The 22,791-nt window shown below is 73.3% G+C and carries 28 protein-coding genes; 18 read left to right on the forward strand and 10 right to left on the reverse strand.

All coding sequences use genetic code 11. The annotated features are described in order from the left end of the window. Positions 1–20 precede the first annotated feature (20 nt). Positions 21–701: an LON peptidase substrate-binding domain-containing protein gene (locus EDD40_RS31420; RefSeq protein ID WP_123746143.1), complete on the reverse strand. Its 681-nt coding sequence runs from the start codon at positions 699–701 to the stop codon at positions 21–23. Then, on the reverse strand, positions 698–1,387 hold the full coding sequence (locus EDD40_RS31425; protein WP_281277818.1) for an NUDIX hydrolase: 690 nt from the start codon (positions 1,385–1,387) through the stop codon (positions 698–700). Before EDD40_RS31425 ends, EDD40_RS31420 begins: the two co-directional genes overlap by 4 nt. 64 nt (positions 1,388–1,451) lie before the next feature. Here EDD40_RS31425 and nadA point away from each other — a divergent pair, with 64 nt between their 5' ends. From nadA to nadC, 3 genes are read left to right on the forward strand one after another with little or no spacing between them, the layout of a single operon-like run. After that, positions 1,452–2,471 (forward strand): quinolinate synthase NadA, encoded by a 1,020-nt coding sequence (gene nadA, locus EDD40_RS31430; RefSeq protein WP_123746144.1) that lies wholly within the window; start codon positions 1,452–1,454, stop codon positions 2,469–2,471. After that, the gene (locus EDD40_RS31435; RefSeq protein ID WP_123746145.1) at positions 2,468–4,099 is read left to right on the forward strand and encodes an L-aspartate oxidase; all 1,632 of its coding nucleotides are present in this window, start codon (positions 2,468–2,470) and stop codon (positions 4,097–4,099) included. The genes nadA and EDD40_RS31435 overlap by 4 nt, the downstream gene beginning before the upstream one ends. Further along, positions 4,096–4,959 (forward strand): carboxylating nicotinate-nucleotide diphosphorylase, encoded by an 864-nt coding sequence (nadC, locus tag EDD40_RS31440; RefSeq protein WP_123746146.1) that lies wholly within the window; start codon positions 4,096–4,098, stop codon positions 4,957–4,959. Before EDD40_RS31435 ends, nadC begins: the two co-directional genes overlap by 4 nt. A gap of 76 nt (positions 4,960–5,035) precedes the next feature. Here the strand turns inward: nadC and EDD40_RS31445 are convergent, their stop codons facing one another. Beyond that, on the reverse strand, positions 5,036–5,947 hold the full coding sequence (locus EDD40_RS31445) for a DUF2382 domain-containing protein (RefSeq protein WP_123746147.1): 912 nt from the start codon (positions 5,945–5,947) through the stop codon (positions 5,036–5,038). A 110-nt stretch (positions 5,948–6,057) separates the two neighbouring features. Next, on the reverse strand, positions 6,058–6,837 hold the full coding sequence (locus EDD40_RS31450) for a carbon-nitrogen hydrolase family protein (protein WP_123748413.1): 780 nt from the start codon (positions 6,835–6,837) through the stop codon (positions 6,058–6,060). Between the two features lie 29 nt (positions 6,838–6,866). On the opposite strand from EDD40_RS31450, the gene EDD40_RS31455 reads away from it, so the two are divergent. Together EDD40_RS31455 and EDD40_RS31460 are read left to right on the forward strand one after the other, a co-directional pair. Then, complete coding sequence (locus EDD40_RS31455; protein ID WP_246037951.1) at positions 6,867–8,411, forward strand: ABC transporter substrate-binding protein; 1,545 nt, start codon at positions 6,867–6,869, stop codon at positions 8,409–8,411. 66 nt (positions 8,412–8,477) lie between these two features. Continuing rightward, the gene (locus EDD40_RS31460; RefSeq protein ID WP_123748414.1) at positions 8,478–9,608 is read left to right on the forward strand and encodes an aminotransferase class V-fold PLP-dependent enzyme; all 1,131 of its coding nucleotides are present in this window, start codon (positions 8,478–8,480) and stop codon (positions 9,606–9,608) included. Here EDD40_RS31460 and EDD40_RS31465 read toward each other — a convergent pair. Beyond that, positions 9,589–10,902: a M14 family metallopeptidase gene (locus tag EDD40_RS31465; protein WP_123746149.1), complete on the reverse strand. Its 1,314-nt coding sequence runs from the start codon at positions 10,900–10,902 to the stop codon at positions 9,589–9,591. The two genes, EDD40_RS31460 and EDD40_RS31465, sit on opposite strands and share 20 nt — an antisense overlap. 171 nt (positions 10,903–11,073) lie before the next feature. Here EDD40_RS31465 and hisD point away from each other — a divergent pair, with 171 nt between their 5' ends. From hisD to EDD40_RS31485, 5 genes are all read left to right on the forward strand, one after another. Then, positions 11,074–12,390 (forward strand): histidinol dehydrogenase, encoded by a 1,317-nt coding sequence (gene hisD, locus EDD40_RS31470; protein WP_123748415.1) that lies wholly within the window; start codon positions 11,074–11,076, stop codon positions 12,388–12,390. Then, a complete protein-coding gene (locus EDD40_RS31475; RefSeq protein ID WP_123746150.1) occupies positions 12,387–13,490 on the forward strand; it encodes a histidinol-phosphate transaminase in 1,104 nt (367 codons plus the stop codon). The genes hisD and EDD40_RS31475 overlap by 4 nt, the downstream gene beginning before the upstream one ends. Further along, positions 13,487–14,086 carry an imidazoleglycerol-phosphate dehydratase HisB gene (hisB, locus tag EDD40_RS31480; protein WP_123746151.1) on the forward strand — a complete coding sequence of 200 codons (600 nt, stop codon included), beginning with the start codon at positions 13,487–13,489 and terminating at the stop codon, positions 14,084–14,086. Before EDD40_RS31475 ends, hisB begins: the two co-directional genes overlap by 4 nt. Next, a complete protein-coding gene (locus tag EDD40_RS41990) occupies positions 14,087–14,242 on the forward strand; it encodes a hypothetical protein (protein WP_170185257.1) in 156 nt (51 codons plus the stop codon). It begins immediately after the preceding gene. 141 nt (positions 14,243–14,383) lie between these two features. Beyond that, entirely contained in the window at positions 14,384–14,974 is a 591-nt protein-coding gene (locus EDD40_RS31485) for a TetR/AcrR family transcriptional regulator (protein ID WP_123746152.1), read from the forward strand. Here the strand turns inward: EDD40_RS31485 and EDD40_RS31490 are convergent. Both EDD40_RS31490 and soxR read right to left on the reverse strand, forming a co-directional pair. After that, the gene (locus tag EDD40_RS31490) at positions 14,946–15,461 is read right to left on the reverse strand and encodes an RNA 2'-phosphotransferase (RefSeq protein WP_123748416.1); all 516 of its coding nucleotides are present in this window, start codon (positions 15,459–15,461) and stop codon (positions 14,946–14,948) included. The two genes, EDD40_RS31485 and EDD40_RS31490, sit on opposite strands and share 29 nt — an antisense overlap. Before the next feature lie 51 nt (positions 15,462–15,512). Then, positions 15,513–15,956 carry a redox-sensitive transcriptional activator SoxR gene (gene soxR, locus EDD40_RS31495; RefSeq protein WP_425471357.1) on the reverse strand — a complete coding sequence of 148 codons (444 nt, stop codon included), beginning with the start codon at positions 15,954–15,956 and terminating at the stop codon, positions 15,513–15,515. A gap of 71 nt (positions 15,957–16,027) precedes the next feature. Here soxR and EDD40_RS31500 point away from each other — a divergent pair, with 71 nt between their 5' ends. The 5 genes from EDD40_RS31500 to priA are packed head-to-tail and all read left to right on the forward strand — an operon-like array spanning position 16,028 to position 19,549. Next, positions 16,028–16,723, forward strand: a complete 696-nt coding sequence (locus EDD40_RS31500; RefSeq protein ID WP_211348269.1) for a thiamine pyrophosphate-dependent enzyme — start codon at positions 16,028–16,030, stop codon at positions 16,721–16,723. Next, entirely contained in the window at positions 16,720–17,619 is a 900-nt protein-coding gene (locus EDD40_RS31505) for a transketolase family protein (RefSeq protein WP_123746154.1), read from the forward strand. Before EDD40_RS31500 ends, EDD40_RS31505 begins: the two co-directional genes overlap by 4 nt. Before the next feature lie 9 nt (positions 17,620–17,628). Continuing rightward, complete coding sequence (locus EDD40_RS31510) at positions 17,629–18,099, forward strand: hypothetical protein (RefSeq protein ID WP_123746155.1); 471 nt, start codon at positions 17,629–17,631, stop codon at positions 18,097–18,099. A 58-nt stretch (positions 18,100–18,157) separates the two neighbouring features. Beyond that, positions 18,158–18,793: an imidazole glycerol phosphate synthase subunit HisH gene (gene hisH / locus EDD40_RS31515; RefSeq protein ID WP_123746156.1), complete on the forward strand. Its 636-nt coding sequence runs from the start codon at positions 18,158–18,160 to the stop codon at positions 18,791–18,793. Between the two features lie 9 nt (positions 18,794–18,802). Continuing rightward, positions 18,803–19,549, forward strand: a complete 747-nt coding sequence (priA, locus tag EDD40_RS31520; RefSeq protein WP_123746157.1) for a bifunctional 1-(5-phosphoribosyl)-5-((5-phosphoribosylamino)methylideneamino)imidazole-4-carboxamide isomerase/phosphoribosylanthranilate isomerase PriA — start codon at positions 18,803–18,805, stop codon at positions 19,547–19,549. Here priA and EDD40_RS31525 read toward each other — a convergent pair. The 3 genes from EDD40_RS31525 to EDD40_RS31535 all read right to left on the reverse strand — a co-directional run bounded on the left by EDD40_RS31525 (position 19,500) and on the right by EDD40_RS31535 (position 20,956). Beyond that, complete coding sequence (locus EDD40_RS31525) at positions 19,500–20,225, reverse strand: Clp protease N-terminal domain-containing protein (protein ID WP_123746158.1); 726 nt, start codon at positions 20,223–20,225, stop codon at positions 19,500–19,502. The genes priA and EDD40_RS31525 overlap by 50 nt on opposite strands. 49 nt (positions 20,226–20,274) lie before the next feature. Beyond that, on the reverse strand, positions 20,275–20,640 hold the full coding sequence (locus tag EDD40_RS31530; RefSeq protein ID WP_123746159.1) for a PPOX class F420-dependent oxidoreductase: 366 nt from the start codon (positions 20,638–20,640) through the stop codon (positions 20,275–20,277). A 112-nt stretch (positions 20,641–20,752) separates the two neighbouring features. Then, positions 20,753–20,956, reverse strand: coding sequence for a cold-shock protein (locus EDD40_RS31535; protein ID WP_033437808.1), 204 nt, complete (start codon positions 20,954–20,956; stop codon positions 20,753–20,755). Between the two features lie 330 nt (positions 20,957–21,286). On the opposite strand from EDD40_RS31535, the gene hisF reads away from it, so the two are divergent. The 3 genes from hisF to hisI are packed head-to-tail and all read left to right on the forward strand — an operon-like array spanning position 21,287 to position 22,787. Continuing rightward, positions 21,287–22,060 carry an imidazole glycerol phosphate synthase subunit HisF gene (gene hisF, locus EDD40_RS31540; protein WP_123746160.1) on the forward strand — a complete coding sequence of 258 codons (774 nt, stop codon included), beginning with the start codon at positions 21,287–21,289 and terminating at the stop codon, positions 22,058–22,060. Continuing rightward, on the forward strand, positions 22,060–22,437 hold the full coding sequence (locus EDD40_RS31545; protein ID WP_123746161.1) for a hypothetical protein: 378 nt from the start codon (positions 22,060–22,062) through the stop codon (positions 22,435–22,437). Before hisF ends, EDD40_RS31545 begins: the two co-directional genes overlap by 1 nt. Continuing rightward, positions 22,434–22,787 carry a phosphoribosyl-AMP cyclohydrolase gene (hisI, locus tag EDD40_RS31550; RefSeq protein WP_123746162.1) on the forward strand — a complete coding sequence of 118 codons (354 nt, stop codon included), beginning with the start codon at positions 22,434–22,436 and terminating at the stop codon, positions 22,785–22,787. Before EDD40_RS31545 ends, hisI begins: the two co-directional genes overlap by 4 nt. Positions 22,788–22,791: the final 4 nt, after the last annotated feature.

The raw sequence follows: 22,791 nt of genomic DNA on the forward strand, positions 1-22,791 counted from the left end.
TACACCGCTGGTCCGAACGGTCAGTTGCGATGAGGTAGGTGGCCCAATTCCGACAACGGCGCGGGCACCGCGCTCAACGCGTCGAGAATGCCCGCCTCGCGGTGCAGCACCTTGCGCACCAGGCGCAGCCGCCGGGCGGGTGAGGTCTCCTCCAGCAGCCGCTGCCGGTCCTCGAACGTCAGCAGGCAGTCGCCGGCCAACGCGTAGGCCAGGTCGGCCGGCGCCGTGTCGGGACCGGGGGGTCGATTTCCCACGCTCTGGTACGCCGCCTGCCGGTACCGGCCGTGCGCCGCCCGCGCGCTCTCCGCCAGCAGCGGCAGCACGGCCTCGACCTCCGGCGGCGCGGCGGTGTCCGGCAGCCACTGCACCGACGCGACCAGGTACGGCGCGCTGTCCTCGTCCACCTCGAGCACCCGGAACCGCCGGCCGCCCTTCGTGGTCAGGTCGAACCGCCCGTCGGGCAGCCGTCGCGCCTCCTCCAGCACGGCCGTGCACCCGATGTCGGACAACGCCTCGACGTTCTCCGCGCCGACCTCCCACCCCTGCTTGATCGACACCACGCCGAACGTCCGCTCCGGCACCGCGCCCGTCACCAGGTCCACGGTCAGCTGCCGGTACCGCGGCTCGAACACGTGCAGCGGCAGCGACGCCCCGGGCAGCAGCACGGTGCCCAGCGGGAACAGGGGGAGGGTCGTCGTCACGAGCCCAAGCTACGGGTGGACGGTGGCCTCAGCACGGCGAACGGGTCGGTGATGCGCATCTCGCCCGACACGAACCGGAACAGCGCGGCCGGCCGGCCGCCGGACGGGCCCGGCTGCACGGTGCCGCCGGTCGGCTCCAGCAGCCCCCGCCGCGACAGCACGCGTTGCAGGTTCGTGGCGGACACCTTGTACCCGAGGGCGGCCGAGTACAGCGAGCGCAGCGCCGAGATGGTGAACTCCGGGGGCGCCAGCGCGAAGCCCAGGTTCGTGTACGACAGCTTCGACGCGAGCCGGTTGCGGGCGCGGCGGCAGATCGCCTCGTGGTCGAACGCGGTCGCGGGCAGCGCGTCCACCGGGTGCCAGGTCGTGTCCGCCGGCACCACGGGGTCGATGTGCGACGGCACCAGGCCGAGGAACGCGGTCGCCACGACCCGGGGTCCGGGCACCCGCGCGGGGTTGCTGAACACGGCGAGCTGCTCGACGTGTGACAACTGTCGCACGTCGACTTTTTCGGCCAGCTGACGGCGGATCGAGCCCTCGACGTCCTCGTCGTCGCCGAGCCCGCCACCAGGCAGTGACCAGCGGTGGGCGTGGGGTTCGCGGGCGCGTTCCCACAGCATGACCTGGAGTGATCCGGCTCTCACCTGGAGCACCGCGGCCAGCACTTCATGTTCCGCCAGTCCCACTCGGCTGATACTATCGGCCACGTTTTCGACCGTTAGGCGAAAACCTGGATCTAGGGAGGAACCCATGGTCGCTACCGCTTACGTGGAGCGAACCTCCGACGGCGCCTACGACGGGATCGCCCCGGACGCCGCCTGGCGCGACGAGGTCCTGGAGCTCGCGCGCCGGCGGGACGCGGTGATCCTCGCGCACAACTACCAGCTGCCCGAGATCCAGGACATCGCCCACCACACCGGCGACTCGCTGGCGCTCAGCCGCATCGCGGCCGCGAGCGACGCGTCCACCATCGTGTTCTGCGGCGTGCACTTCATGGCCGAGACGGCCAAGATCCTCGCGCCGCACAAGACGGTGCTGATCCCGGACGAGCGGGCGGGCTGCTCGCTGGCCGACTCGATCACCGGCGAGCAGCTGCGCGCGTGGAAGGCCGAGCACCCCGGCGCGATCGTCGTCTCGTACGTCAACACCACCGCCGAGGTGAAGGCGGAGACCGACATCTGCTGCACGTCGTCGAACGCGGTGGACGTGGTGCGGTCCATCCCGGCCGACCGCGAGGTGCTGTTCCTGCCGGACCAGTTCCTCGGCGCGCACGTCAAGCGCGAGACCGGCCGGGAGAACCTGCACATCTGGGCGGGCGAGTGCCACGTCCACGCGGGCATCAACGGCCCGGAGCTGGCCGAGCGCGCGGCCGCGAACCCGGACGCCGACCTGTTCATCCACCCCGAGTGCGGCTGCGCCACGTCGGCGCTCTACCTCGCGGGCGAGGGCACCGTGCCGGCGGAGAAGGTGAAGATCCTCTCGACCGGCGACATGATCACCGCCGCCCGGCAGACCAGCGCGAAGTCGGTGCTGGTGGCCACCGAGATCGGGATGCTGCACCAGCTGCGCCGGGCCGCGCCGGAGATCGACTTCCGCGCGGTGAACGACCGGGCGTCGTGCCGGTACATGAAGATGATCACCCCGGCCGCCCTGCTGCGCGGGCTGCGGGAGGGCAAGGACGAGGTGCACGTGGACCTGGAGACCGCGAAGCGGGCGCGGGGCGCGGTGCAGCGCATGATCGAGATCGGGCAGCCCGGCGGCGGGGAATGAGCACCCCCCTGTGGGAGGCCCGCGCCGACCTGCTGGTCGTCGGCACCGGAGTGGCCGGTTTGACGGCGGCGCTGCGCGCGCGTGAGCTGGGGCTGCGGGTCCTGGTGGTGACGAAGGCCGCCGGCGAGGACGGCAACACCCGGTGGGCGCAGGGCGGCGTGGCCGTCGTGCTGCCCGACGAGCACGACGCCGACAGCACAGCCGACACGATCGAGCTGCACGTGCGCGACACGCTGGTCGCCGGCGCGGGGCTGTGCGACGAGGCCGCCGTCGAGGCGATCATCGCGGGCGGCCCGGCGGCGGTGACCCGGCTGCGCGAGCGCGGCGCGGTGTTCGACCCCGCGCCGACCGGTGGGCTGGCCCGCACGCGGGAGGGCGGGCACAGCACGTTCCGGGTGGTGCACGCGGGCGGGGACGCGACCGGCGCGGAGGTCGAGCGCGCGTTGCTGGCGGCGGCGTCCGACGGTCGGGTGCCGGTGCTGGAGAACCACATCGCGGTGGACGCGGTGCGCACACCGCTCGGCCAGGTGTGCGGCCTGCTGGTGCTGGACGGCAACGGCGTGCCCGGTGTGCTCGGCGCGCCCGCCGTGCTGCTGGCCAGCGGCGGCCTCGGGCAGCTCTACCAGGCCACGTCCAACCCGGAGGTGGCCACCGGCGACGGGCTCGCGCTGGCGTTGCGCGCGGGCGCGGTGGCGGCGGACGTCGAGTTCGTCCAGTTCCACCCGACCGTGCTCTACACCGGGCGAGGCGCGCGTGGCCGCTGCCCGCTGGTCACGGAGGCGGTGCGCGGCGAGGGCGCGGTGCTGGTCGACGCGACCGGCGCGCGGGTCATGCGCGGCGTGCACCCGTTGGAGGACCTGGCGCCCCGCGACGTGGTGGCCGCGGCGATCACCCGGCACATGGCGGGCGGCCCCGGTGGCGTGGACGACCACGTGTTCCTCGACGCCACGGGCATCTCCGACTTCGCACGCCGGTTCCCGACCGTGCACGCGGCCTGCCTCGCGGCGGGGGTCGACCCGGCGGGTCGGCCGATCCCGGTGGCGCCCGCGGCGCACTTCGCGTGCGGCGGTGTGGTGTCCGACGTGGACGGGAGGACCGGGGTGACCGGCCTGTACGCGGCGGGCGAGGTGGCCCGCACCGGGCTGCACGGCGCGAACCGGCTGGCGTCCAACAGCCTGCTCGAAGGCCTGGTCGTCGGCACGCGCGCGGCCGAGGCGGTCGCGGCGGACCTGGCGCTGGGCGTGCTGGCCCGCCCGTCGGCCTCGGTCGCGGTCGGGCTGCCGACGGCGCCGGTCGCCGACCGGGACTCGTTGCAGCGGGTCATGTCCCGCTACGCGGCGATCGGCCGTGACGCCGAGGGCCTGGCCGTGGTCGGGTCGGTGCTGGACCTGTCCACCGCGGACCGCCGGCTGGACAGCCGGCAGCTGGTCGAGGACGCGGCGCTCACGGTGACCGCGCGGGCGTTGATCGCGGCGGCGGCGGAGCGCGAGGAGTCGCGCGGCTGCCACGTGCGCACCGACTTCACCGAGCGGGACGACGCGCGGTGGCGGCGCGGCCAGGTGGTCCGGCTCAACCCGTCCGGCCAGCCGGTGCTGGCCGACCCAGCGGTGGCGAGGGGAGTGGCATGAACACCGGAGGACTGCGCGCCGGGGCGAGCGGCGGACTGGACCTGGACGACGCGCGCCGGGTGATCGCGACGGCCTTGGCGGAGGACCTGCGCTACGGCGCGGACGCGACGACCGAGGCCACCGTGCCCGCGGACGCGGTGGCCGTGGCGGAGCTGACGCCCCGCGCGGCCGGCGTGCTCGCGGGCATCCCGGTGGCGCTGGAGGTGTTCCGGCAGGTCACCGACGTCGAGGTGCTGGAAGAGCGGCGGGACGGCGACAAGGCCGTGCCCGGCGAGCCCGCGCTGGTGCTGCGCGGCCCGGTGCGCGGCCTGCTCACCGCCGAGCGCACCGCGCTGAACCTGCTGTGCCACCTGTCCGGCGTGGCCACGCTCACCGCCGCGTGGGTGGACGAGGTCGCGGGCACCAAGGCGCGCGTGCGCGACTCCCGCAAGACCCTGCCGGGCCTGCGGCTGCTGGAGAAGTACGCGGTGCGGTGCGGCGGCGGCGTGAACCACCGGCTCGGCCTCGGTGACGCGGTGCTGATCAAGGACAACCACGTGCGGGCGGCGGGCTCGGTGCGGGCGGCGCTGGCCGCCGTGCGCGCCCACGCGCCCCACCTGGCGTGCGAGGTCGAGGTCGACTCGCTCGACCAGCTGGACGAGGCCGTCGCCGAGGGCGCGCAGCTCGTGCTGCTGGACAACTTCACCGCCGCCGAGTGCGCGGAGGCGGTGCGCCGGGCGGGCGGTGTCGCGCTGGAGGCGTCCGGCGGGCTCACGCTCGACGTGGCCAGGGCCTACGCCGAGACCGGCGTGGACTACCTGGCCGTCGGCGGCCTCACGCACTCCGCCCCGGCCCTCGACCTGGGGCTGGACCTGCTCTAGCCCCGGCGCGGACGAGGCCGGCGGAGCGGACGGGGAGCGTGCCCGCGCCCGGGGCACAGGCGCGGGCACGCCCTGTTCAGGAGTCGCGCCGCTCGGTCTTGCCGTCGCGCTCCACGTCGACCTGTTCCTTGCGGACCTCGCCGCGGACGTGCTCCTGCTCGGTCACGGCCTCCTTCTCCAACCGGACCTTCTCCACCGCCTTGGCCTTCTTCTCCACCACCGGCTCCTGCCGGTGGAGGGTGACCTCGACCTCGGCCTCCTCGACCATGAACGCGCGGTCGGTCGGCGCGCCGTCGGCGGGCTCGCGCACCACGCGGACCTCTTCGTGCGTGACCGGCACCGTCACGTCCCTCTGCTCGGTCACGGTGTGCTTGACCAGGCGCACGCGGCCGGCCTCGACGTCGCGGGTGCCGACGTCGAGCTCCTCCTCGTAGCGGGTGACCGAGTCGCCGGAGCGGGCTTCGTGGCGGGCGCGCTTGCCGGTGGTCGTCTCGCCTGCCGCGGCCGTCTCGCCGCGCACGGTGCCGCGTCCCTCGGGACGGGTCTCGCCGGGCATGCCGCCACCGCGCATCTCGCCCCGGCTGAGCCCGGACGTGTGGCCGGCGGACGGCATGGGCTTGGTCTCGGCCCGCCCGCGGTTCGGCAACCGGTCGTGGTCGCCGGAGCGGTGCGACGGGATCAGGCCGTAGTACTCGTACAGCTCGTCCTGCTGCCGGTCGGACATGTGCTGGTCGGACACGTCGATCCTGGGCGCGTCCTTGACCTGCTGCTTGTCCACGGGCACGGTGACGACGCCGTTGCCCATGGTCGCGTCCTGGATGGGCACGAACGACTCCTTGAGGCCGAACAGGCCGGTGTGCACCGAGGCCCACATCGGCCGCCCGTCCCGGTCGTCGAGCCACACCTGCTTGACCGAGCCGATGCGCTCACCGTGCTCGTCGATCACTTCGCAGTCGTACAAGCGGTCCACTTCGGCCTGGTTGATCATGGCCGGGTCCCCTTCGCGTGTCGGATAGTCCCGAAAGGGGCTTCCCGGCGCCAAGGGCCACCTATTCGGCTGCCACCCGTTCGTGTGAGGCAACGCCCCCCGAAAGAAATTCAGAGTCGGCGGTTCGCCAGCACCGGCAAGGCATTCCTCGCCCGCGTGACGCTCTCCGCGTCCACTTCGGTCAGGAGCATGCCCGGCTCGCCGGCCAGCTGCCCGACCACCTCGCCCAAGGGGGAGGCGACCGTGCTGTAACCGATGCCGGTGGGCGCGCCGCCGTGGTCGACCTCCGGGTCGGCCTGACCGCAGGCCAGCACCCACGACGTGCAGTCCAGCGCCCGCGCGCGCACCAGCAGCTCCCACTGCTCGCGCTTGCCCGGCCCCGAACCCCACGACGCGCACACCAGCACGGCCGTCGCGCCCCGGTCGGCCAACGCCCGGAACAGCTCGGGGAACCGCACGTCGTAGCAGGTGGCGAGGCCGAACGTGAGCCCGTCGACCTCGACGGCCACCGGCGCGGAGCCCGGCGCGACCGTGCTCGACTCGGTGAACCCGAACGCGTCGAACAAGTGGATCTTGTCGTAGCCGACGTGCCGCCCACCGCCCGTGACCAGCAGGGTGTTCGCCACCCGGCCGTCCGGCGCGGGCGTGAACATGCCCGCCACGACGACCACGCCGTGCTCGTCGGCGATGTCGCGCACGGCGCTCGCCCACGGGCCGTCCAGCGGCTCGGCCACCGAGCCGAGGGGCACGCCGAACCGGCACATGGCGGCCTCCGGGAACACCACCACGCGCGCGCCGCCGGCCGCCGCGCGCGCGGTCTCCGAACGCACCAGGTCGAGGTTCGCCGACGGGTCGCTGGACGAGGTGATCTGGCAGAGGGCGACACGCATGCGGCCCACTCTAGGTAGTGTCGGGTCTCGTGCGCTCCCTCCTTCCCCCGCTGGTCGTCGTAGCCCTGCTCGCCGCTGCGGGGTGCACGGGCACGACGACACCGAGCGCCGAGGGCACGTCGGACAACAGCGCGCTCGTGCTGGCCGACCCGTTGGAGCCGACCACGCTGAACCCGCTGCTCGGCTACGGCCGCGACGGCGTGTCGAAGCTGTACGACGGGCTGGTGGAGCACCGCGCGGACGGCTCGGTGCGGCCGCAGCTCGCGGCGGACGCGCCCGCGCCCGCCGCCGACGGCCTGAGCTGGACCGTGTCGCTGCGCGAGGACGTGAAGTTCGCCGACGGCACGCCGTTCGGCCCCGAGGACGTGGTGGCGACCTACCGGGCGCTGCTCGACCCGGCGGCCGGCTCGACCGAGCGGACCGCGTACACCCAGCTGACCGGCGTGGAGCAGCTGGACGCGCGCACGGTCCGGTTCACGCTGGCCAGGCCGTGGGCCGCGTTCCCGCACACGCTGGTGCTCGGCATCCTGCCCAGCGAGGCGCTCGGCGGGCCGCTGCGCGACGTGCGGCCGGTCGGCACGGGCCCCTACAAGCTGGTGGAGTGGCGCAAGGGCGACCGGATGGTGCTGGAGGCCAACGCGTCCTACTTCGGCGGCGAGCCGGAGATCCGCAAGCTGACCGTGGTGTTCGTGCCGGACGACAACACGCGGGCGCAGCGGATGCAGGCGGGCGAGTTCGACGGCACCGAGCTGCCGCCCCGGCTGGCCACGTCGTTCAGCGCGGCCAACGGCATGAGGCTCATCACGCACCGCAGCGCCGACCTGCGTGCCGTCACGCTGCCGGGTGGCGCCGTGACGGGTGACAGCGCGATCCGGATGGCGTTGAACCACGCGGTCAACCGCAAGGGCATGGTGGACAACCTGCTCGGCGGCCAGGGCGCGGTGGTGAGCACGCCGGTGCCGGACACGCTGCCGGAGTTCGTGGAGACCGGCGCCCGGTTCGCCTACGACAAGGCGCTGGCCGAGCTGCTGCTGGACCAGGCGGGCTGGGTGCGCGGCGCGGACGGCGTGCGGGCGCGCGAGGGCGTGGCCGCCCGGTTCACGCTGATGTACCCGATCGGCGACGTGGTCCGCGCCGACCTGGCCACCGCGTTCGCCGCGGACGCCAGGGCGGTCGGCGTCGACGTGCAGCTGGCCGGGCTGAGCTGGGAGGCCCTCACGCCGAGGCTGGGCGCGGACGCGCTGCTGCACGGCGGCGGCACGCCGTTCGACCCGGACCTGATGACCTACCTGCCGCTGCGCACGCCCAACCCGTGGGGCTACTCGAACCCGCAGGTGGACGCCGCGCTGGACGCCGGGCGGACGTTGCTGGACCCGGCGCAGCGCGCGGCGGCGTACAAGCAGTTCCAGCGCGCCTACGTGGCCGCGCCGGGCATGGTGGTGCTGGCGTCCGTGCGGCACACGTACGTGGTGCGGGAGAACTGGAACGGCTACCAGGAGGTCGTGGACCCCCACGCGCACGGCGCGTTGTCGTGGGGCCCGTGGTGGAACCTGGAGAAGTGGACGCCCCGCTAGCCCCCGTCTTGCTGCATGCTGGTGGCGGCGGTGCGGATCAAGCACCCGCGGACCCAGGGGGGCGCCATGACGATCTTCCTCGACTCGGCCGGTTCGTCGCTGCCACCGCGCGAGGTGCTCGACGAGGTGATCGGCCACCTCAGGCGCGAGGCGGAGATCGGCGGGTACGTCGCCGCGCAGGAGCGCGAGGCCGACCTGGAGGCCGGCTACGGGGTGCTCGCGGAGCTGCTGGGCGCGTCACCGGACGAGATCGCGTTCACCGACAGCGCGACCCGGTCGTGGCTGACCGCGTTCGACGCCGTGCCGCTGGCCGCGGGCGACCGGGTGCTGTTCAGCGAGGCCGAGTACGCGGGCACGGCGATCCCGATCCTGCGGCGGGCGCGCGAGGTCGGCGCGTCGGCCGAGGCGGTGCCGTCGGACCAGTTCGGGCAGATCGACGTGGACGCGCTGAAGGACCTGCTGGACGAGCGGGTGAAGCTGGTCTCCCTGGTGCACGTGCCGACCAACGGCGGCCTGGTGAACCCGGCCCGCGAGGTCGCCGACGCGGCGCACGAGGTGGGCGCGCTGGTGCTGCTGGACGCGTGCCAGTCGATCGGGCAGCTGCCGGTGCGGGCCGACGAGCTGGGCGTGGACCTCATCGCGGGCACCGGCCGCAAGTGGCTGCGCGGACCGCGCGGCACCGGTGTGCTGGTGGTGCGCCGCGAGGCCGCCGCGCGCATGACCCCGCGGCTGATCGACCTGCACAGCGCCGAGTGGACGGCCCCGGACGAGTACCGGCTGCGCGACGACGCGCGGGTCTACGAGATCTGGGAGACCAGCGTCGCCGACCGGCTCGGGCTCATCGCGGCGGCGCGGCACGCGCTGGCCAAGGGCCTGGACGTGATCGAACGCGAGGTGGGCGAGCGCGCCCGCCGGCTGCGTGACGGGCTGGGCGCGCTGCCCGGCGTGACGGTGCGCGACCAGGGCGTGCGCAAGGCGGGCATCGTCACGTTCACCGTGGACGGCGTGGCCGCGACCGAGGTGCGCGACCGGCTGGCCCGCGAGGGCATCACGGTCACCGTCAGCTGGGCGTCCTCCACGCTGCTGGACATGACCCGGCGCGGGCTCGCCGAGGTGGTGAGGGCGTCACCCCACTACTTCGTCGAGCCCGCGCAGGTCGATCAGGCCGTGGAGGCCGTCAGCAGGTGCGCCCGGTGATGCGCGGGACGCAGTCGGAGTAGTCGAGGAACAGCTGCACCGCCGTGTCGTTGCGCGTGGTCTGCGGCGCGATCTGCGTGTCACGCGGGTAGAACCCGCTGGTGCCGCTCGCCGAGGCCGGGTACATCTCGAACGTGTAGCTCCAGATCTTGTGCGCGGCCCACATCCAGTCGTCGACGCTGCCGTCGGTGATGTAGAGGTCGCTGGCCTGCTGCGGCGTGTAGCCGTTCAGCGAGGCCATCCGCCTGCCCATGGTCTGGAACACGTTGGCCTGGGTGGCGTCCAGGCCCGCGGCGGTGTCGTTGTAGGTGTAGCCGTACGGCCACAGGATCAGCTCCGAGAACGTGTGCCAGTCGATGTGCGACTTGATCTGCTGCACACCGCCGACCACGCGCGTGCCGACGAAGTCGCGGACCCGCGCGGTCTCCGGCGCGGAGAACGCCGACGGGCCGCGGTAGGTCTCGCTCGACCCGCTGCTGCTGGAGCCGCCGCAGCAGCCCCACTGGTAGCCCCAGTTGCGGTTCGGGTCGGTGCCGGTCGAGGTGGAGTTCGGCTGCCGGTTCTTGCGCCACGCCCGGAACGAGCCGGTCGCGATGTCGTACTCGGCGCCGTCGGGGTTGACGCTGGGGATGACCCAGATCTCCCGGCTGTCGACGGTGCTCTTGACGGCCGAGTCGGACGCGTAGTTGTCCGTGTACCGCTTGATGATGTGCAGGCACATCTCCACGGTCAGGTGCTCCCGCGCGTGCTGGTTGCAGGTGAACAGCACCTCGGGCTCGGCCTCGTCGGAGGTCGGGTTGTCACTGATCTTGATCATCCACAGGTCGCGGTTCTGGTACGACTTGCCGATGCTGCGCATCGTGACGAGGTTCGGGTGGTCGCTGACCGTCTGGTTCAGCTCGGCGACCATCTCGGCGTAGTTGTGGTAGCCGGTGTAGCCGGACGGGAAGTCCTGCGCGCCGAGCTGCGGGTCGGCGAAGTCCGCCTTGCCCAGGCCCGCGAGCTGCGCGTCCGCGTCACCGGCGTTCTTCACCGGCAGCCCGGTGGCGCGCAGCAGCAACTGCTGGCGCGGTTCGGCGATCACGGTGAGCGTGTCGCCGTTCTGGCCGAGGACGTCGACCCCGGTCCGGGCGACCTTCGTCCGCGCCTCGGGCGAGGCCGCGGTGACCTCGAACACGGTCCGCTCGGGGGTGTGCGAGGCCGCCGGTTGCGCCGACCCGGGGTGCGCGGGGAGCACCAGGGCCACGCTCGCGACCAACGCGGCGGCCACAAGGCCGCGCCGCTTGGTGAACATCAAGCCTCCATCATCAGCAGGGTTTGCGACGGAGATGGGGAACACCCGCGAACGGGTGCCCACGCAGCGTGGCCCGCCGGTCACGGATCGAGGTAGCCCCCGTTTGTCGGGTTCACCACCGGGACCCAGGGTGACAGTTGACGGAATTGGCGACGCCTTACCCTTGTGGGCATGCTCAGCCGCATCGACCTGCGTGGTCGTGTCCCGTCACCCGCCGAACTGCGCGCCGCGCTGCCGCGCGCCGAGGTCGACGTGGACGCGGTGCTGCATCAGGTCCGGCCGCTCGTGGAGGACGTGCGCGAACGGGGCGTCGAGGCCGTGCTGGAGCACGGCGCGAAGTTCGACGGGGTGCGCCCGGCGTCGATCCGCGTGCCCGCCGCCGAGCTGGAACGCGCGCTGTCCGAGCTGGACCCGGCCGTGCGGGCGGCGTTGGAGGAGTCCATCGCCCGCGCCCGCAAGGTGCACGCCGACCAGCGCCGCGTCGACACGACCACCCAGGTCGTGCCCGGCGGCACGGTCACCGAGCGCTGGGTGCCGGTGGCCCGCGTCGGCCTGTACGCGCCCGGCGGCCTGGCCGTCTACCCGTCCAGCGTGGTCATGAACGTGGTGCCGGCGCAGATCGCGGGCGTCGAGTCGCTGGTGGTGTGCTCGCCGCCGCAGGCCGAGTTCGGCGGCCTGCCGCACCCGGCGATCCTGGCCGCCGCCGCGCTGCTCGGCGTCACGGAGGTGTGGGCCGTGGGCGGCGCGCTCGCCGTCGCGCTGCTCGCCCACGGCGGCACGGACACCGACGGGCGGCTCCTGGAGCCGGTGGACCTGGTGACCGGTCCCGGCAACATCTACCTGACCGCCGCGAAGCGGCTGCTGCGCGGCCTGATCGGCATCGACTCCGAGGCCGGGCCGACCGAGATCGCGGTCCTGGCCGACGGCACGGCCGACCCGGTGCACGTGGCCGCCGACCTGATCAGCCAGGCCGAGCACGACACGCTGGCCGCGAGCGTGCTGGTGACCACGTCGGTGGAGCTGGCGGACGCGGTGGACGCGGAGCTGGCCCGCCAGGTCGGCGAGACCAAGCACCACGAGCGCGTGCGGACGGCCCTGACCGGCAGGCAGTCCGGCACCGTGCTGGTGTCGAGCCTGGACGAGGGGCTGCGGGTGGTGGACACCTACGCCGCCGAGCACCTGGAGATCCAGACGGCCGACGCCCGCGAGGTCGCCGCCCGCGTGCGCGCGGCCGGCGCGATCTTCGTGGGGGCCCACTCGCCGGTGTCGCTGGGCGACTACTGCGCGGGCTCCAACCACGTGCTGCCCACCGCCGGCTGCGCGCGGCACTCCTCGGGGCTGTCGGTGCAGACGTTCCTGCGCGGCATCCACGTCATCGACTACAGCGAGGACGCGTTGCGCGAGGTCGCGCCGCACGTGGTGGCGCTGGCGAACGCCGAGGACCTGCCCGCGCACGGCCAGGCCGTGACGGCGAGGTTCCCGGCGTGAAGCCCGTCGGAGCCAAGGTCGAGCTGGTCGACCTGCCGCTGCGCGAGGACCTGCGCGGCCGGACGCCGTACGGCGCGCCGCAGCTCGACGTGCCCGTCCGGCTGAACACGAACGAGAACCCGTACCCGCCCACACCCGCCCTGGTGCAGGACGTGGTGCGGGAGGTGGCGGCCATCGCCGGCGAGCTGCACCGCTACCCCGACCGGGACGCGGTGGTGTTGCGCGAGGACCTGGCTGCCTACCTGGCCTCGTCCACGGGCGTGCCGCTGACCTCGGCGAACCTGTGGGCGGCGAACGGGTCGAACGAGGTGCTCCAGCAGATCCTGCAGGCGTTCGGCGGGCCGGGGCGCTCGGCGCTGGGCTTCGAGCCGTCGTACTCGATGCACCCGATCATCGCCGCCGGCACCCGCACGGAGTGGGCGCCGACGCCCCGCCGCGCCGACTTCTCGCTGGACGTCGCGCGGGCGGCCGAGACCATCGCCGAGCGGGCGCCGGACGTGGTGTTCGTGACCAGCCCGAACAACCCGACCGGGCAGAGCCTGCCGGTGGCGGACCTGCGGGTGCTGATCGAGGCCGCGCCCGGGATGGTCGTGGTGGACGAGGCGTACGCCGAGTTCTCCTCGCGGGAGAGCGCGGTCGTGCTGCTGGAGGACTACCCGGCGAAGCTGATCGTCAGCCGGACCATGAGCAAGGCGTTCGCCTTCGCCGGCGGCCGGCTGGGCTACCTCGCCGCCGCGCCCGCCGTGGTGGACGCGTTGCAGCTGGTGCGGCTGCCCTACCACCTGTCGGCGTTGACGCAGGCGGCGGCGCGGGCATCGCTGCGGCACGCGGCGGAGACGCTCGGGTCGGTGGCGAAGCTGGCGGCCGAACGCGACCGGGTGATGGGCTCGCTCGCGGGCCTGGGCTTCTCGGTGGTGCCGAGCGACGCGAACTTCGTGCTGTTCGGCTGGTTCGAGGACACGCGCGCCGCGTGGCGCGCGTATTTGGAACGCGGTGTGCTGATCAGGGACGTCGGCATCGCCGGACATCTGAGGGTGACGGTCGGCACTCCGGAGGAGAACGACGCGTTCCTCGCGGCGAGCAAGGAGGTTGGCCGGTGAGCCGGGTCGGCAAGGTGGAGCGGACCACCAGGGAATCGTCGGTGCACGTCGAGGTCGACCTCGACGGCACCGGGCAGGTCGAGATCGCCACGGGCGTGCCGTTCTACGACCACATGCTGACCGCGCTGGGCGTGCACGGGTCGTTGGACCTGGTCGTCCGGGCGACGGGCGACGTGGAGATCGACGCGCACCACACCGTGGAGGACGTGGCGATCGTGCTCGGGCAGGCGTTGCGGGAGGCGTTGGGGGACAAGGCGGGCATCCGCCGGTTCGGCGACGCGTGGATCCCGATGGACGAGACGCTGGCGCACGCGGCGGTGGACGTGTCCGGGCGGCCGTACTGCGTGCACGTCGGCGAGCCGGAGCAGTTCACCACCTTCACGATCGGCGGCAACTACCCGTTCGTGCTGAACCGGCACGTGTTCGACTCGCTGGCGTTCCACGCGGGCATCGCGCTGCACGTGCGGGTGGAGTACGGGCGCGACCCGCACCACATCGCCGAGGCGCAGTTCAAGGCCATCGCGCGGGCGCTGCGGACGGCCGTCGAGCCGGACCCGCGGGTGGGTGGCGTGCCGTCGACCAAGGGCGTCCTCTAGATGCCGAAGGAGTACGTGGTCATCGGCCTGATCGCGCTGGCCGGCTTCCTCGGCGGCGGCGTCTACAGCACGTGGCGGACGGCGCGGGGCCTGGCGGTCGTCCTGCTGGTCCTCGCCCTGGTCGCCGTGGGCGCCGCCGTCACCTGGCTCCTGTAGCCCTTCACCCCGCGCGTGTCCTACGTTCCGAACGGGCGTGTCCTACGTTCGGCACACCCGTGTCCTACGTTCGGCACACCCGTGTTGAACGTTCGGGGCGGCGGCCGCGGTCGGTTTGGCTGTCTGCGTATGGTTGGTCACATGTCGTCACCGGCTGAGGCCGCCATCACCGTCGGTCGTCCTCGGGAGCGGGCCGACGCGGCCCGCAACAGGGCCCGCGTGCTCGCCGCGGCGGAAGAGGTGTTCGCCGCCGCCGGTGGGGCGGTGGGCGTGACGATGGAGGACATCGCGCGCGCCGCGGGCGTGGGCCGGGCGACGCTCTACCGGCGCTACCCGGACACGACGTCGATCGCGCAGGCGCTGCTGGACGAGCACGAGTCCGAGATCAAGGACCGCATCCTCACCGGCCCCCCGCCGCTGGGTCCGGGCGCGTCGCCGGACGAGCGGCTGGCCGCGTTCTACCGGACCATGGTCGGCCTGCTGGAACGGCACCTGCACCTGGTGCTCGGCGCGGAGACGGGCCGGGCGCGGTTCCGGGCGGGCGCCTACGGCTTCTGGCGGCGGCACGTCGCCTCGCTCGTGGACGGCGCGCCGGCGGCCGTGGTGGACGCCCTGATGGCGCCGCTGGCCCCGGAGGTCTACCAGTACCAGAGACAGGTGCGCGGTCTCGGCCCGGACGAGGTGGTCGCGGGCCTCGACTGGCTCACGAGACGTGTTCTCGCAGGTAGTTAGGCGGCACGGCGGGCACCAGCCACACGCCGTTGGCGCTCACCCGGAACTCGTGGCCGTCGGCGGCCATGGCGGCGGCGTCGACCACCAGCACCACCGGCTTGCCCCGCCGTGACCCGACCCGCACGGCCGTGTCGACGGTCGCGGACAGGTGCACGTCGTGCCGCGCCATCGGCCGCAGCCCGTCCCGGAAGATGTGGGGCAGGGACGGGCCGACCGTCCCGTGGTACAGCTCGGCGGGCGGTTCGGCCACCGGCAGGTCCAGCGACACCTCCACGGTGTGGCCCTGGTTGGCCCGGATGCGCCCGTCCTCGATCGCGAACCGCTGCTTGTCGTTGGTCGCCACCACTTCCAGCACCTGCGCCCGGGTCACGCCCAGCGCGCGCACGAACTCCTCCAGGTCCACCCAGCCCGCCGGGTCCAGGGTCAGCCCGAGCCGTTGCGGGTCGTGGCGCAGGGTCTTCGCCATCCGCTTCGACAAGCGGACCATCTGCTTCTGCTCTTGCACGACTACCAGTGCAGCACGCGGCACAACCACATTTCACGTGCCGCCTTCGAGGGCCGGCTTGAGCTTGGGGGCGCCGGGCCCGTCGGCGGCCTGCTCGTCGTCCAGGTTGTGCAGCGTGCAGCTGCGCAGCGACAGGCACCCGCACCCGATGCACGACGTCAGCCGGTCGCGCAGCCGCCGCAGCGCGTCGATCCGCGCGTCCAGCTCCACCTGCCAGCTCGCCGACAGCCTGCTCCAGTCGGTCTTGGTGGGTGTGCGGTTCTCCGGCAGCGTCGCCAGCGCGTCGTGCACGTCCTCCAGCGACAGCCCGACCCGCTGCGCGGTGCGGATGAACGCCAACCGCCGCAGCACGTGCCGGGGGTAGCGGCGCTGGTTGCCGGCCGTGCGCTCGGCGGCGATCAGCCCTCTCTCCTCGTAGAACCTCAACGCGGTGTGCGGCACGCCGCTGCGCTCGGCCACCTGGCCGATGGTCAACATCTCCGGCAACTTGCTCACGTGCCCATCCTAGGTCTTGACCTCGACCTAAGTCGAAGTTGTTTCGTGATGTGATGGGAGTCAAGGGCAAGTCGGGCTTCGCGGACATCCCCGCGCTGTTCCGGCGGATGACAGGGGACGAGAAGCACGAGTGGGCGGCGGCGTCCACGCTGGACGTGCTGTGGGTGCTCTACGACCGGGTGCTGGACGTCTCGCCGGACCGGGTGGACGACCCGGACCGCGACCGGTTCCTGCTGTCCAAGGGGCACGGCCCGATGGCGTACTACGCCGTGCTGGCCGCGAAGGGCTACCTCGAACCGTCCACTCTGGACACGTGGACGGCGTGGGACTCGCCGCTGGGCCAGCACCCGGACCGCGTGCTGGTCAACGGCGTCGAGATCAGCAGCGGCTCGCTCGGGCACGGGCTGCCGATCGCCGTGGGCACCGCGCTCGGCCTGCGCTTGCAGGGACGGGCCGCGCGGACGTTCGTGCTGGTCGGCGACGCGGAGTTGGACGAGGGCAGCAACCACGAGGCGATCGCGCTGGCCGGTCGGCTCGGCCTGGACCGGCTCGTCGCCGTGGTGGTGGACAACGCCTCCGGCACGCACGGCTGGCCGGGCGGGGTGGCGAAGCGGTTCGAGGTCGAGGGCTGGCAGACGTCCACAGTGGACGGTCGGGACCACGGCGCGCTGCACGAGGCGTTCACGCGGGACCACCCCGGCCGGCCCTCGGTCGTGGTGGCGGAGATCGGCGAGGGGGAGCGGGGATGACCTCGATGCGACAGGTGTTCGTGGACACCGTCGAGGACGTGATGCGACACGACCCGCGGGTCGCGGTCGTGCTGGCGGAGATCTCGCGGGACGCGTTCGCGCCGCACGAGCGGGTGATCAACGTCGGCATCCGCGAGCAGGCCATGGTCGGCGTCGGCGCGGGGCTGGCGTTGAGCGGGCTGCGGCCCGTGGTGCACACCTACGCCCCGTTCCTGGTCGAGCGGCCGTTCGAGCAGATCAAGCTCGACTTCGGCCACCAGGACCTGGGCGGGGTGTTGGTCAGCATCGGCGGCTCCTACGACGACCCGGTCTGGGGCCGCACGCACCAGGCGCCCGGCGACGTGGCGCTGTTCGACACGCTGCCCGGCTGGACGGTGCGCGTGCCGGGCCACCCGGCGGAGGTGGGGCCGATCGTGCGGGACGCGCTGGAGCGCGACGACCGGGTCTACCTCCGGCTCTCCCTGCGCGAGAACACCGCGCCGCACCCGGTGGTCGAGGGGTTCACCGAGGTGCGGCACGGCGGCCGGGGCGTGGTGGTGGCGGTGGGTCCGATGCTCGACACCGTGCTGGAGGCCACCCGGGACGCGGACGTGACCGTGCTCTACGCGACCACCGTGCGGCCGTTCGACGCGGCCGGGCTCCAGGCGGCGGTGGGCCGCGCCGGGCGGGCCGACGTGCTGCTGGTCGAGCCGTACCTGGAAGGCACGTCGGCGCACCTGGCGGCCGAGGCGCTGGCGGACGTGCCGCACCGGCTGCGGTCGCTCGGCGTGCGGCGCGACGCCGAGCTGCGGGCCTACGGCACGGCCGAGGACCACGATTCGGCGCACGACCTCGACGTGCCCGGCGTCGCCGCAGCCGTGCGTCGGATGTTCGGCCATCCGGCCGCTGCGGCATGATCTCTGCCTGTGAGCGTGCCGAGAACCCTGATCTGGACACCCGCGCCGACCGCGGAGCTGCAGCTGAACCTGCACCGCGCCGCCGCGGGGCCCGCGGCGCTCGTCCCGGTGGCGTCCGGGACGGTGCTGCTGCCGCGCAGGCAGATCGGGTTCCCGGCGGCGCTGCGGCTGACCGAGCAGGTCCGGGGGACCGGCGTGGCGGCGCTGCTGCTGCGCTGGTCCCCCACCGCCGAGGTGTGGACCGACGGTGAACGGGCGGGGTCGACGGGCTCGGCGCGCCGGCTGGTCGGCCTGGTGCGCTGGTGGCGGCTCGACGCCCGGCCGCGGCCCGTCGACCTGCCCGCCGACGTCGCCGAGGTGCGGTCCCTGGTGGACGAGGGCCGCGCCGACACGTGGGTGACCGCCCTGCCGGACCGGGCGGGCCTGCCGATCAACACCGTCCTGCCGGTGGTCCCGGTGACGCAGGGCGGGTTGGCCTGACCGGGGGCTGTGCCCGACCGCACGCCGCTGGTCGCGGGGCGGCGACTAGGCTGGACGGGTGCCCAAGGTCGTTGTGCTGGACTACGGATTCGGCAACATCCGCTCCGCCGAGCGCGCCCTCCAGCGCGTCGGCGCCGACGTCGAGGTGACCGCCGACCACCGGGCCGCGCTCGACGCGGACGGCCTGGTGGTGCCCGGTGTCGGCGCGTTCGCCGCCTGCATGGCCGGGCTGGACGCGATCAGGGGCGGCCGGCTCATCGGCCAACGGCTCGCGGGCGGGCGCCCCGTGCTCGGCATCTGCGTCGGCATGCAGATCCTGTTCGAACGCGGCATCGAGCACGGCGTGCTCACCGAGGGCTGCGGCGAGTGGCCCGGCACGGTGGAGCGGCTGGCCGCGCCCGTCGTGCCCCACATGGGCTGGAACACCGTCCGCGCCCCCAGGTCCACGGCGCTGTTCGCCGGCCTCGACCCCGACACCCGGTACTACTTCGTGCACTCCTACGGCGTGCGCGAGTGGGAGCTGCCGGAGTCCGACGTGCTCCGCGCGCCGCTGGTGACGTGGGCCGAGCACGGCGGCGACGAGTTCGTCGCGGCGGTGGAGAACGGGCCGCTGTGGGCCACCCAGTTCCACCCGGAGAAGTCCGGCGACGCGGGCGCGCACCTGCTGGAGAACTGGCTCAAGAGCTTCAACTAGGCTGAACGCGTGACTTTCACGCTGCTCCCGGCTGTTGACGTGGCCGATGGCCTGGCCGTTCGGCTCGTGCAGGGCGAGGCCGGCACCGAGACCAACTACGGCGACCCGCTGGACGCCGCGCTCGCCTGGCAGCGCGACGGCGCCGAGTGGGTGCACCTGGTCGACCTCGACGCCGCGTTCGGCCGCGGCAGCAACCGCGAGCTGCTGGCCCGCGTGGTCGGCGAGCTGGACGTCCGGGTCGAGCTGTCCGGCGGCATCCGCGACGACGCGTCGCTGGCCGCCGCGCTGGGGACCGGTTGCGCGCGGGTGAACCTGGGCACCGCCGCCCTGGAGGACCCGGTGTGGTGCGCGAAGGTCGTCGCCGAGCACGGCGACAAGGTCGCGGTCGGCCTCGACGTGCGGATCACCGAGCAGGGCCACCGGGTGGCCGCGCGCGGCTGGACGAAGGACGGCGGCGACCTGTGGGAGGTGCTGGAGCGGCTGGACCGCGACGGCTGCGCCCGCTACGTGGTCACCGACGTCGGCAAGGACGGCACGCTCCAGGGGCCGAACGTGGACCTGCTGCGCGAGGTGTGCGCGCGCACCGACGCGCCGGTGATCGCCTCCGGCGGCGTGTCCAGTGTGGACGACCTGGTCGCGCTGGCCGCGTTGTCCCGCGACGGTGTCGAGGGCGCGATCGTGGGCAAGGCGCTCTACGCGGGCGCGTTCACGCTCCCCGAGGCGCTGGCCGCGGTCCGCGATCGATCGCGGCCTTGATCTCGCGGACGATGTAGGCCTCCGCGGCCGCCTCGGTGACGCCCGTGCGTTCGAGGGCCTTGGCCGCGGCGCCTTCCCCTTCGGCGAGCAAGCCGAGCAGGAGGTGCTCGGTGCCGACGAACGCGTGGCCCTGGCGCAGCGACGCCCGCACGGCCAGTTCCAGCGCCTTCCTGCAGCGCGTGGTGAACGGCTGCGGGTCGGGCCGCTGCCGGACCGCGCCGTCCAGCTCGCCGAGCACGGCCATCCGCGTGGTGCCCTCCGACGCCTCCAGCTCGGCGATCGTCTTGGCGGCGAGGCCGCCGGACTCGTCGAGCAGGCCGAGCAGGACGTGCTCGGTGCCGATGTGCTCGCTGAACCGGGCGTGGTGGCGGGCCAGCACGACGACCCGCCGGGCCCGGTCGGTGTAGCGGTCGAAGCTCGGCTTCAGGTCGGGCGACTCCTTGGGCACGAACCGCTTCTGCGCGGCCTGCTTGGTGACGCCGAGGCTCACGCCGATCTCGGCCCAGCTCGCGCCCGCGCGGCGCGCCTCGTCCACGAAGTGCCCGATGAGGTGGTCGCCCAGCTCGTCGAGCCGGGCGCTGAGCCGCACGGCGGCGGACAGCCTGCCCAGCACGTCGGTGTGCTCCGACGCGACGGTGACGATGAGGTCGGTGAGCTGGACCGGGGGCGCTACCACCCGTCAACTGTAGGTTGACGCAACGCGATGGGTCAACCTCGGGTTGACGCTAGGCGGGCTTGATCTCGATGCCGATCGTGCCGTCGCGGCCCCGCCGCAGCCGGCTGCCGAGCAGCGACAGCTTGCCCACCACGCCGTACTTCTTCGCGATGAGGGACCGGACCCGGTCGCTGCCGGGGCCGTCGAGCAGCCGCGCGGTGGCCGGGATCTGCTCGCCCGTGGGTTTGCCCCGGACGTCGCACGGTCCGATGCGCACGTCGCCGCTGCGGCGGATGCGCTTGACCTTGCCCGCGTCGGCGGCGGACCACGCGTACAGCGTGCCGTCACCGCCCGCGACCCACACGGGGGTCGGCACGGCGGTGCCGTCCTTGCGGAAGGTGGTCAACAACAGGTACTTGCCGGCTGCGAGGTCCATGTCCGGCAACGTTAGCCGTGGTCGGCGCACCCGCCCGTCCCGGACGGGGCCCGACACGCGGAAGAGCCCCGCTCCCACGAGGGGAACGGGGCTCTTCACGAGCAACGCCAGGTCAGATGACCGTCACGTTCGTCGCCTGGGGGCCCTTGGCACCCTGGCCGACGTCGAAGCTCACCCGCTGGTTCTCTTCCAGGCTGCGGTAGCCGCCGCTCTGGATCTCCGAGTAGTGCACGAACACGTCCGCGCCGCCATCCTCGGGGGAGATGAAGCCGAAGCCCTTCTCCGAGTTGAACCACTTCACGGTGCCCTGCGCCATCTTTGTACTCCTCATACAGCTACCAACGGGGCGAACGCACCCGCTGGGGCCGGTCCAAACGCTGACCCTGAGGAATCACACGCTCAAACAATGTTTCGCGAGCGTGGATGACACGAACACAAAACTTGCGACCTCCACAAGTGAACCACACTTTCGCCGCCACGTCGCCCACTGACGCCCACGAATCCCACGTTCAGGTGTTGTGAGGCCCACGTTTACCGCGCGCGTGTCCTGCGTTCCGGTCGCGCGCGTCCCACGCCCGAGACACCCGCGTCGAGCGCTCAGGCACCGGAAGCCGGCCGCTCAGGGCGTCCCCGTAGGCTTTTGGCCATGTCAGTCGCGGTGCGCGTGATCCCCTGCCTGGACGTCGACCGGGGCAGGGTCGTGAAGGGCGTGAACTTCACCAACCTCGTCGACGCCGGCGACCCGGTCGAGCTGGCGCGGGCCTACGACGCGGAGGGCGCGGACGAGCTGACGTTCCTCGACGTGACGGCGTCCTCCAGCGACCGCGAGACCACCTTCGACGTGGTCCGGCGCACGGCGGAGCAGGTCTTCATCCCGCTGACCGTGGGCGGGGGGGTGCGCAGCGCGGACGACGTGGACAAGCTGCTGCGCGCCGGCGCGGACAAGGTGAGCGTGAACACGGCCGCCATCGCCCGCCCCGAGCTGCTCGGCGAGCTGTCGCGCCGCTTCGGCGCCCAGTGCATCGTGCTGTCGGTGGACGCGCGCCGCGTGCCCGAGGGCGAGCAGCCCACCCCGTCGGGGTTCGAGGTCACCACGCACGGCGGGCGCAAGGGCACCGGCATCGACGCGGTCGAGTGGGCGGCCCGGGGCCAGGAGCTGGGCGTGGGCGAGATCCTGCTCAACTCGATGGACGCCGACGGCACCAAGGCCGGGTTCGACCTGGAGCTGATCCGGCTCACCCGCGCGGTGGTGGACGTGCCGTTGATCGCCAGCGGCGGCGCGGGCGCGGTGGAGCACTTCCCGCCGGCCGTGGCCGAGGGCGCGGACGCCGTGCTCGCGGCCAGCGTCTTCCACTTCGGCACGCTGCGCATCGGCGACGTGAAGCAGGGCCTGCGCGACGCGGGCGTGGAGGTGCGCTGATGCTGAACCCGCGCAACGCGCCCACCGAGGTGTTCCTCGCGATCCTGATCGGCGCGGCGGGCGGCCTGGCGTTCGTGCTGATGGGCCTCGTCCAGTGGCAGGTCGAGGACGACCCGAGCTGGGTCAGGTTCCCGGTCATCGTCGCCGTGCTGGAGCTGCTCGCGGTCGCCGGCCTGGTGGCTCGCCCGCGCCCGGCCCGGCTGACGGCGGCGTTCGTCTTCGGCCTGGTCGCGCTGATCCACCTGCTCGCGGTGCTCAACCAGGGGCCGGTGTGGCTCCGCGTGCTCTCCGGGCTGCTGTCCGCCGTGCACGTCTTCGCCGTGGTGATGCTCAACACCAAGCCCGCTCGGATCCACTTCCTCGGAGGCCGGCGATGACCAGCGCGCTCGACCCGTCCATCGCCTCACGGCTCAAGCGCACCGCCGACGGCCTGGTGTGCGCCGTGGCGCAGCGGAGAGGCACGGGGGAGGTGCTGATGGTGGCGTGGATGGACGACGAGGCCCTGCACCGCACGCTCACCACCCGCCGCGCCACGTACTACTCGCGCAGCCGCCGGCAGCTGTGGGTGAAGGGCGAGACGTCCGGGCACACCCAGTACGTGCACGAGGTGCGGCTGGACTGCGACGGCGACGCGCTGCTGCTGGTCGTGGACCAGGTCGGCGGGGCCTGCCACACCGGCGACGCGACCTGCTTCGACGCCACCGTGCTGCTGGGCCCGGCCGACTGACGGC

This window comes from Saccharothrix texasensis, assembly GCF_003752005.1.
GTDB lineage: Bacteria > Actinomycetota > Actinomycetes > Mycobacteriales > Pseudonocardiaceae > Actinosynnema > Actinosynnema texasense.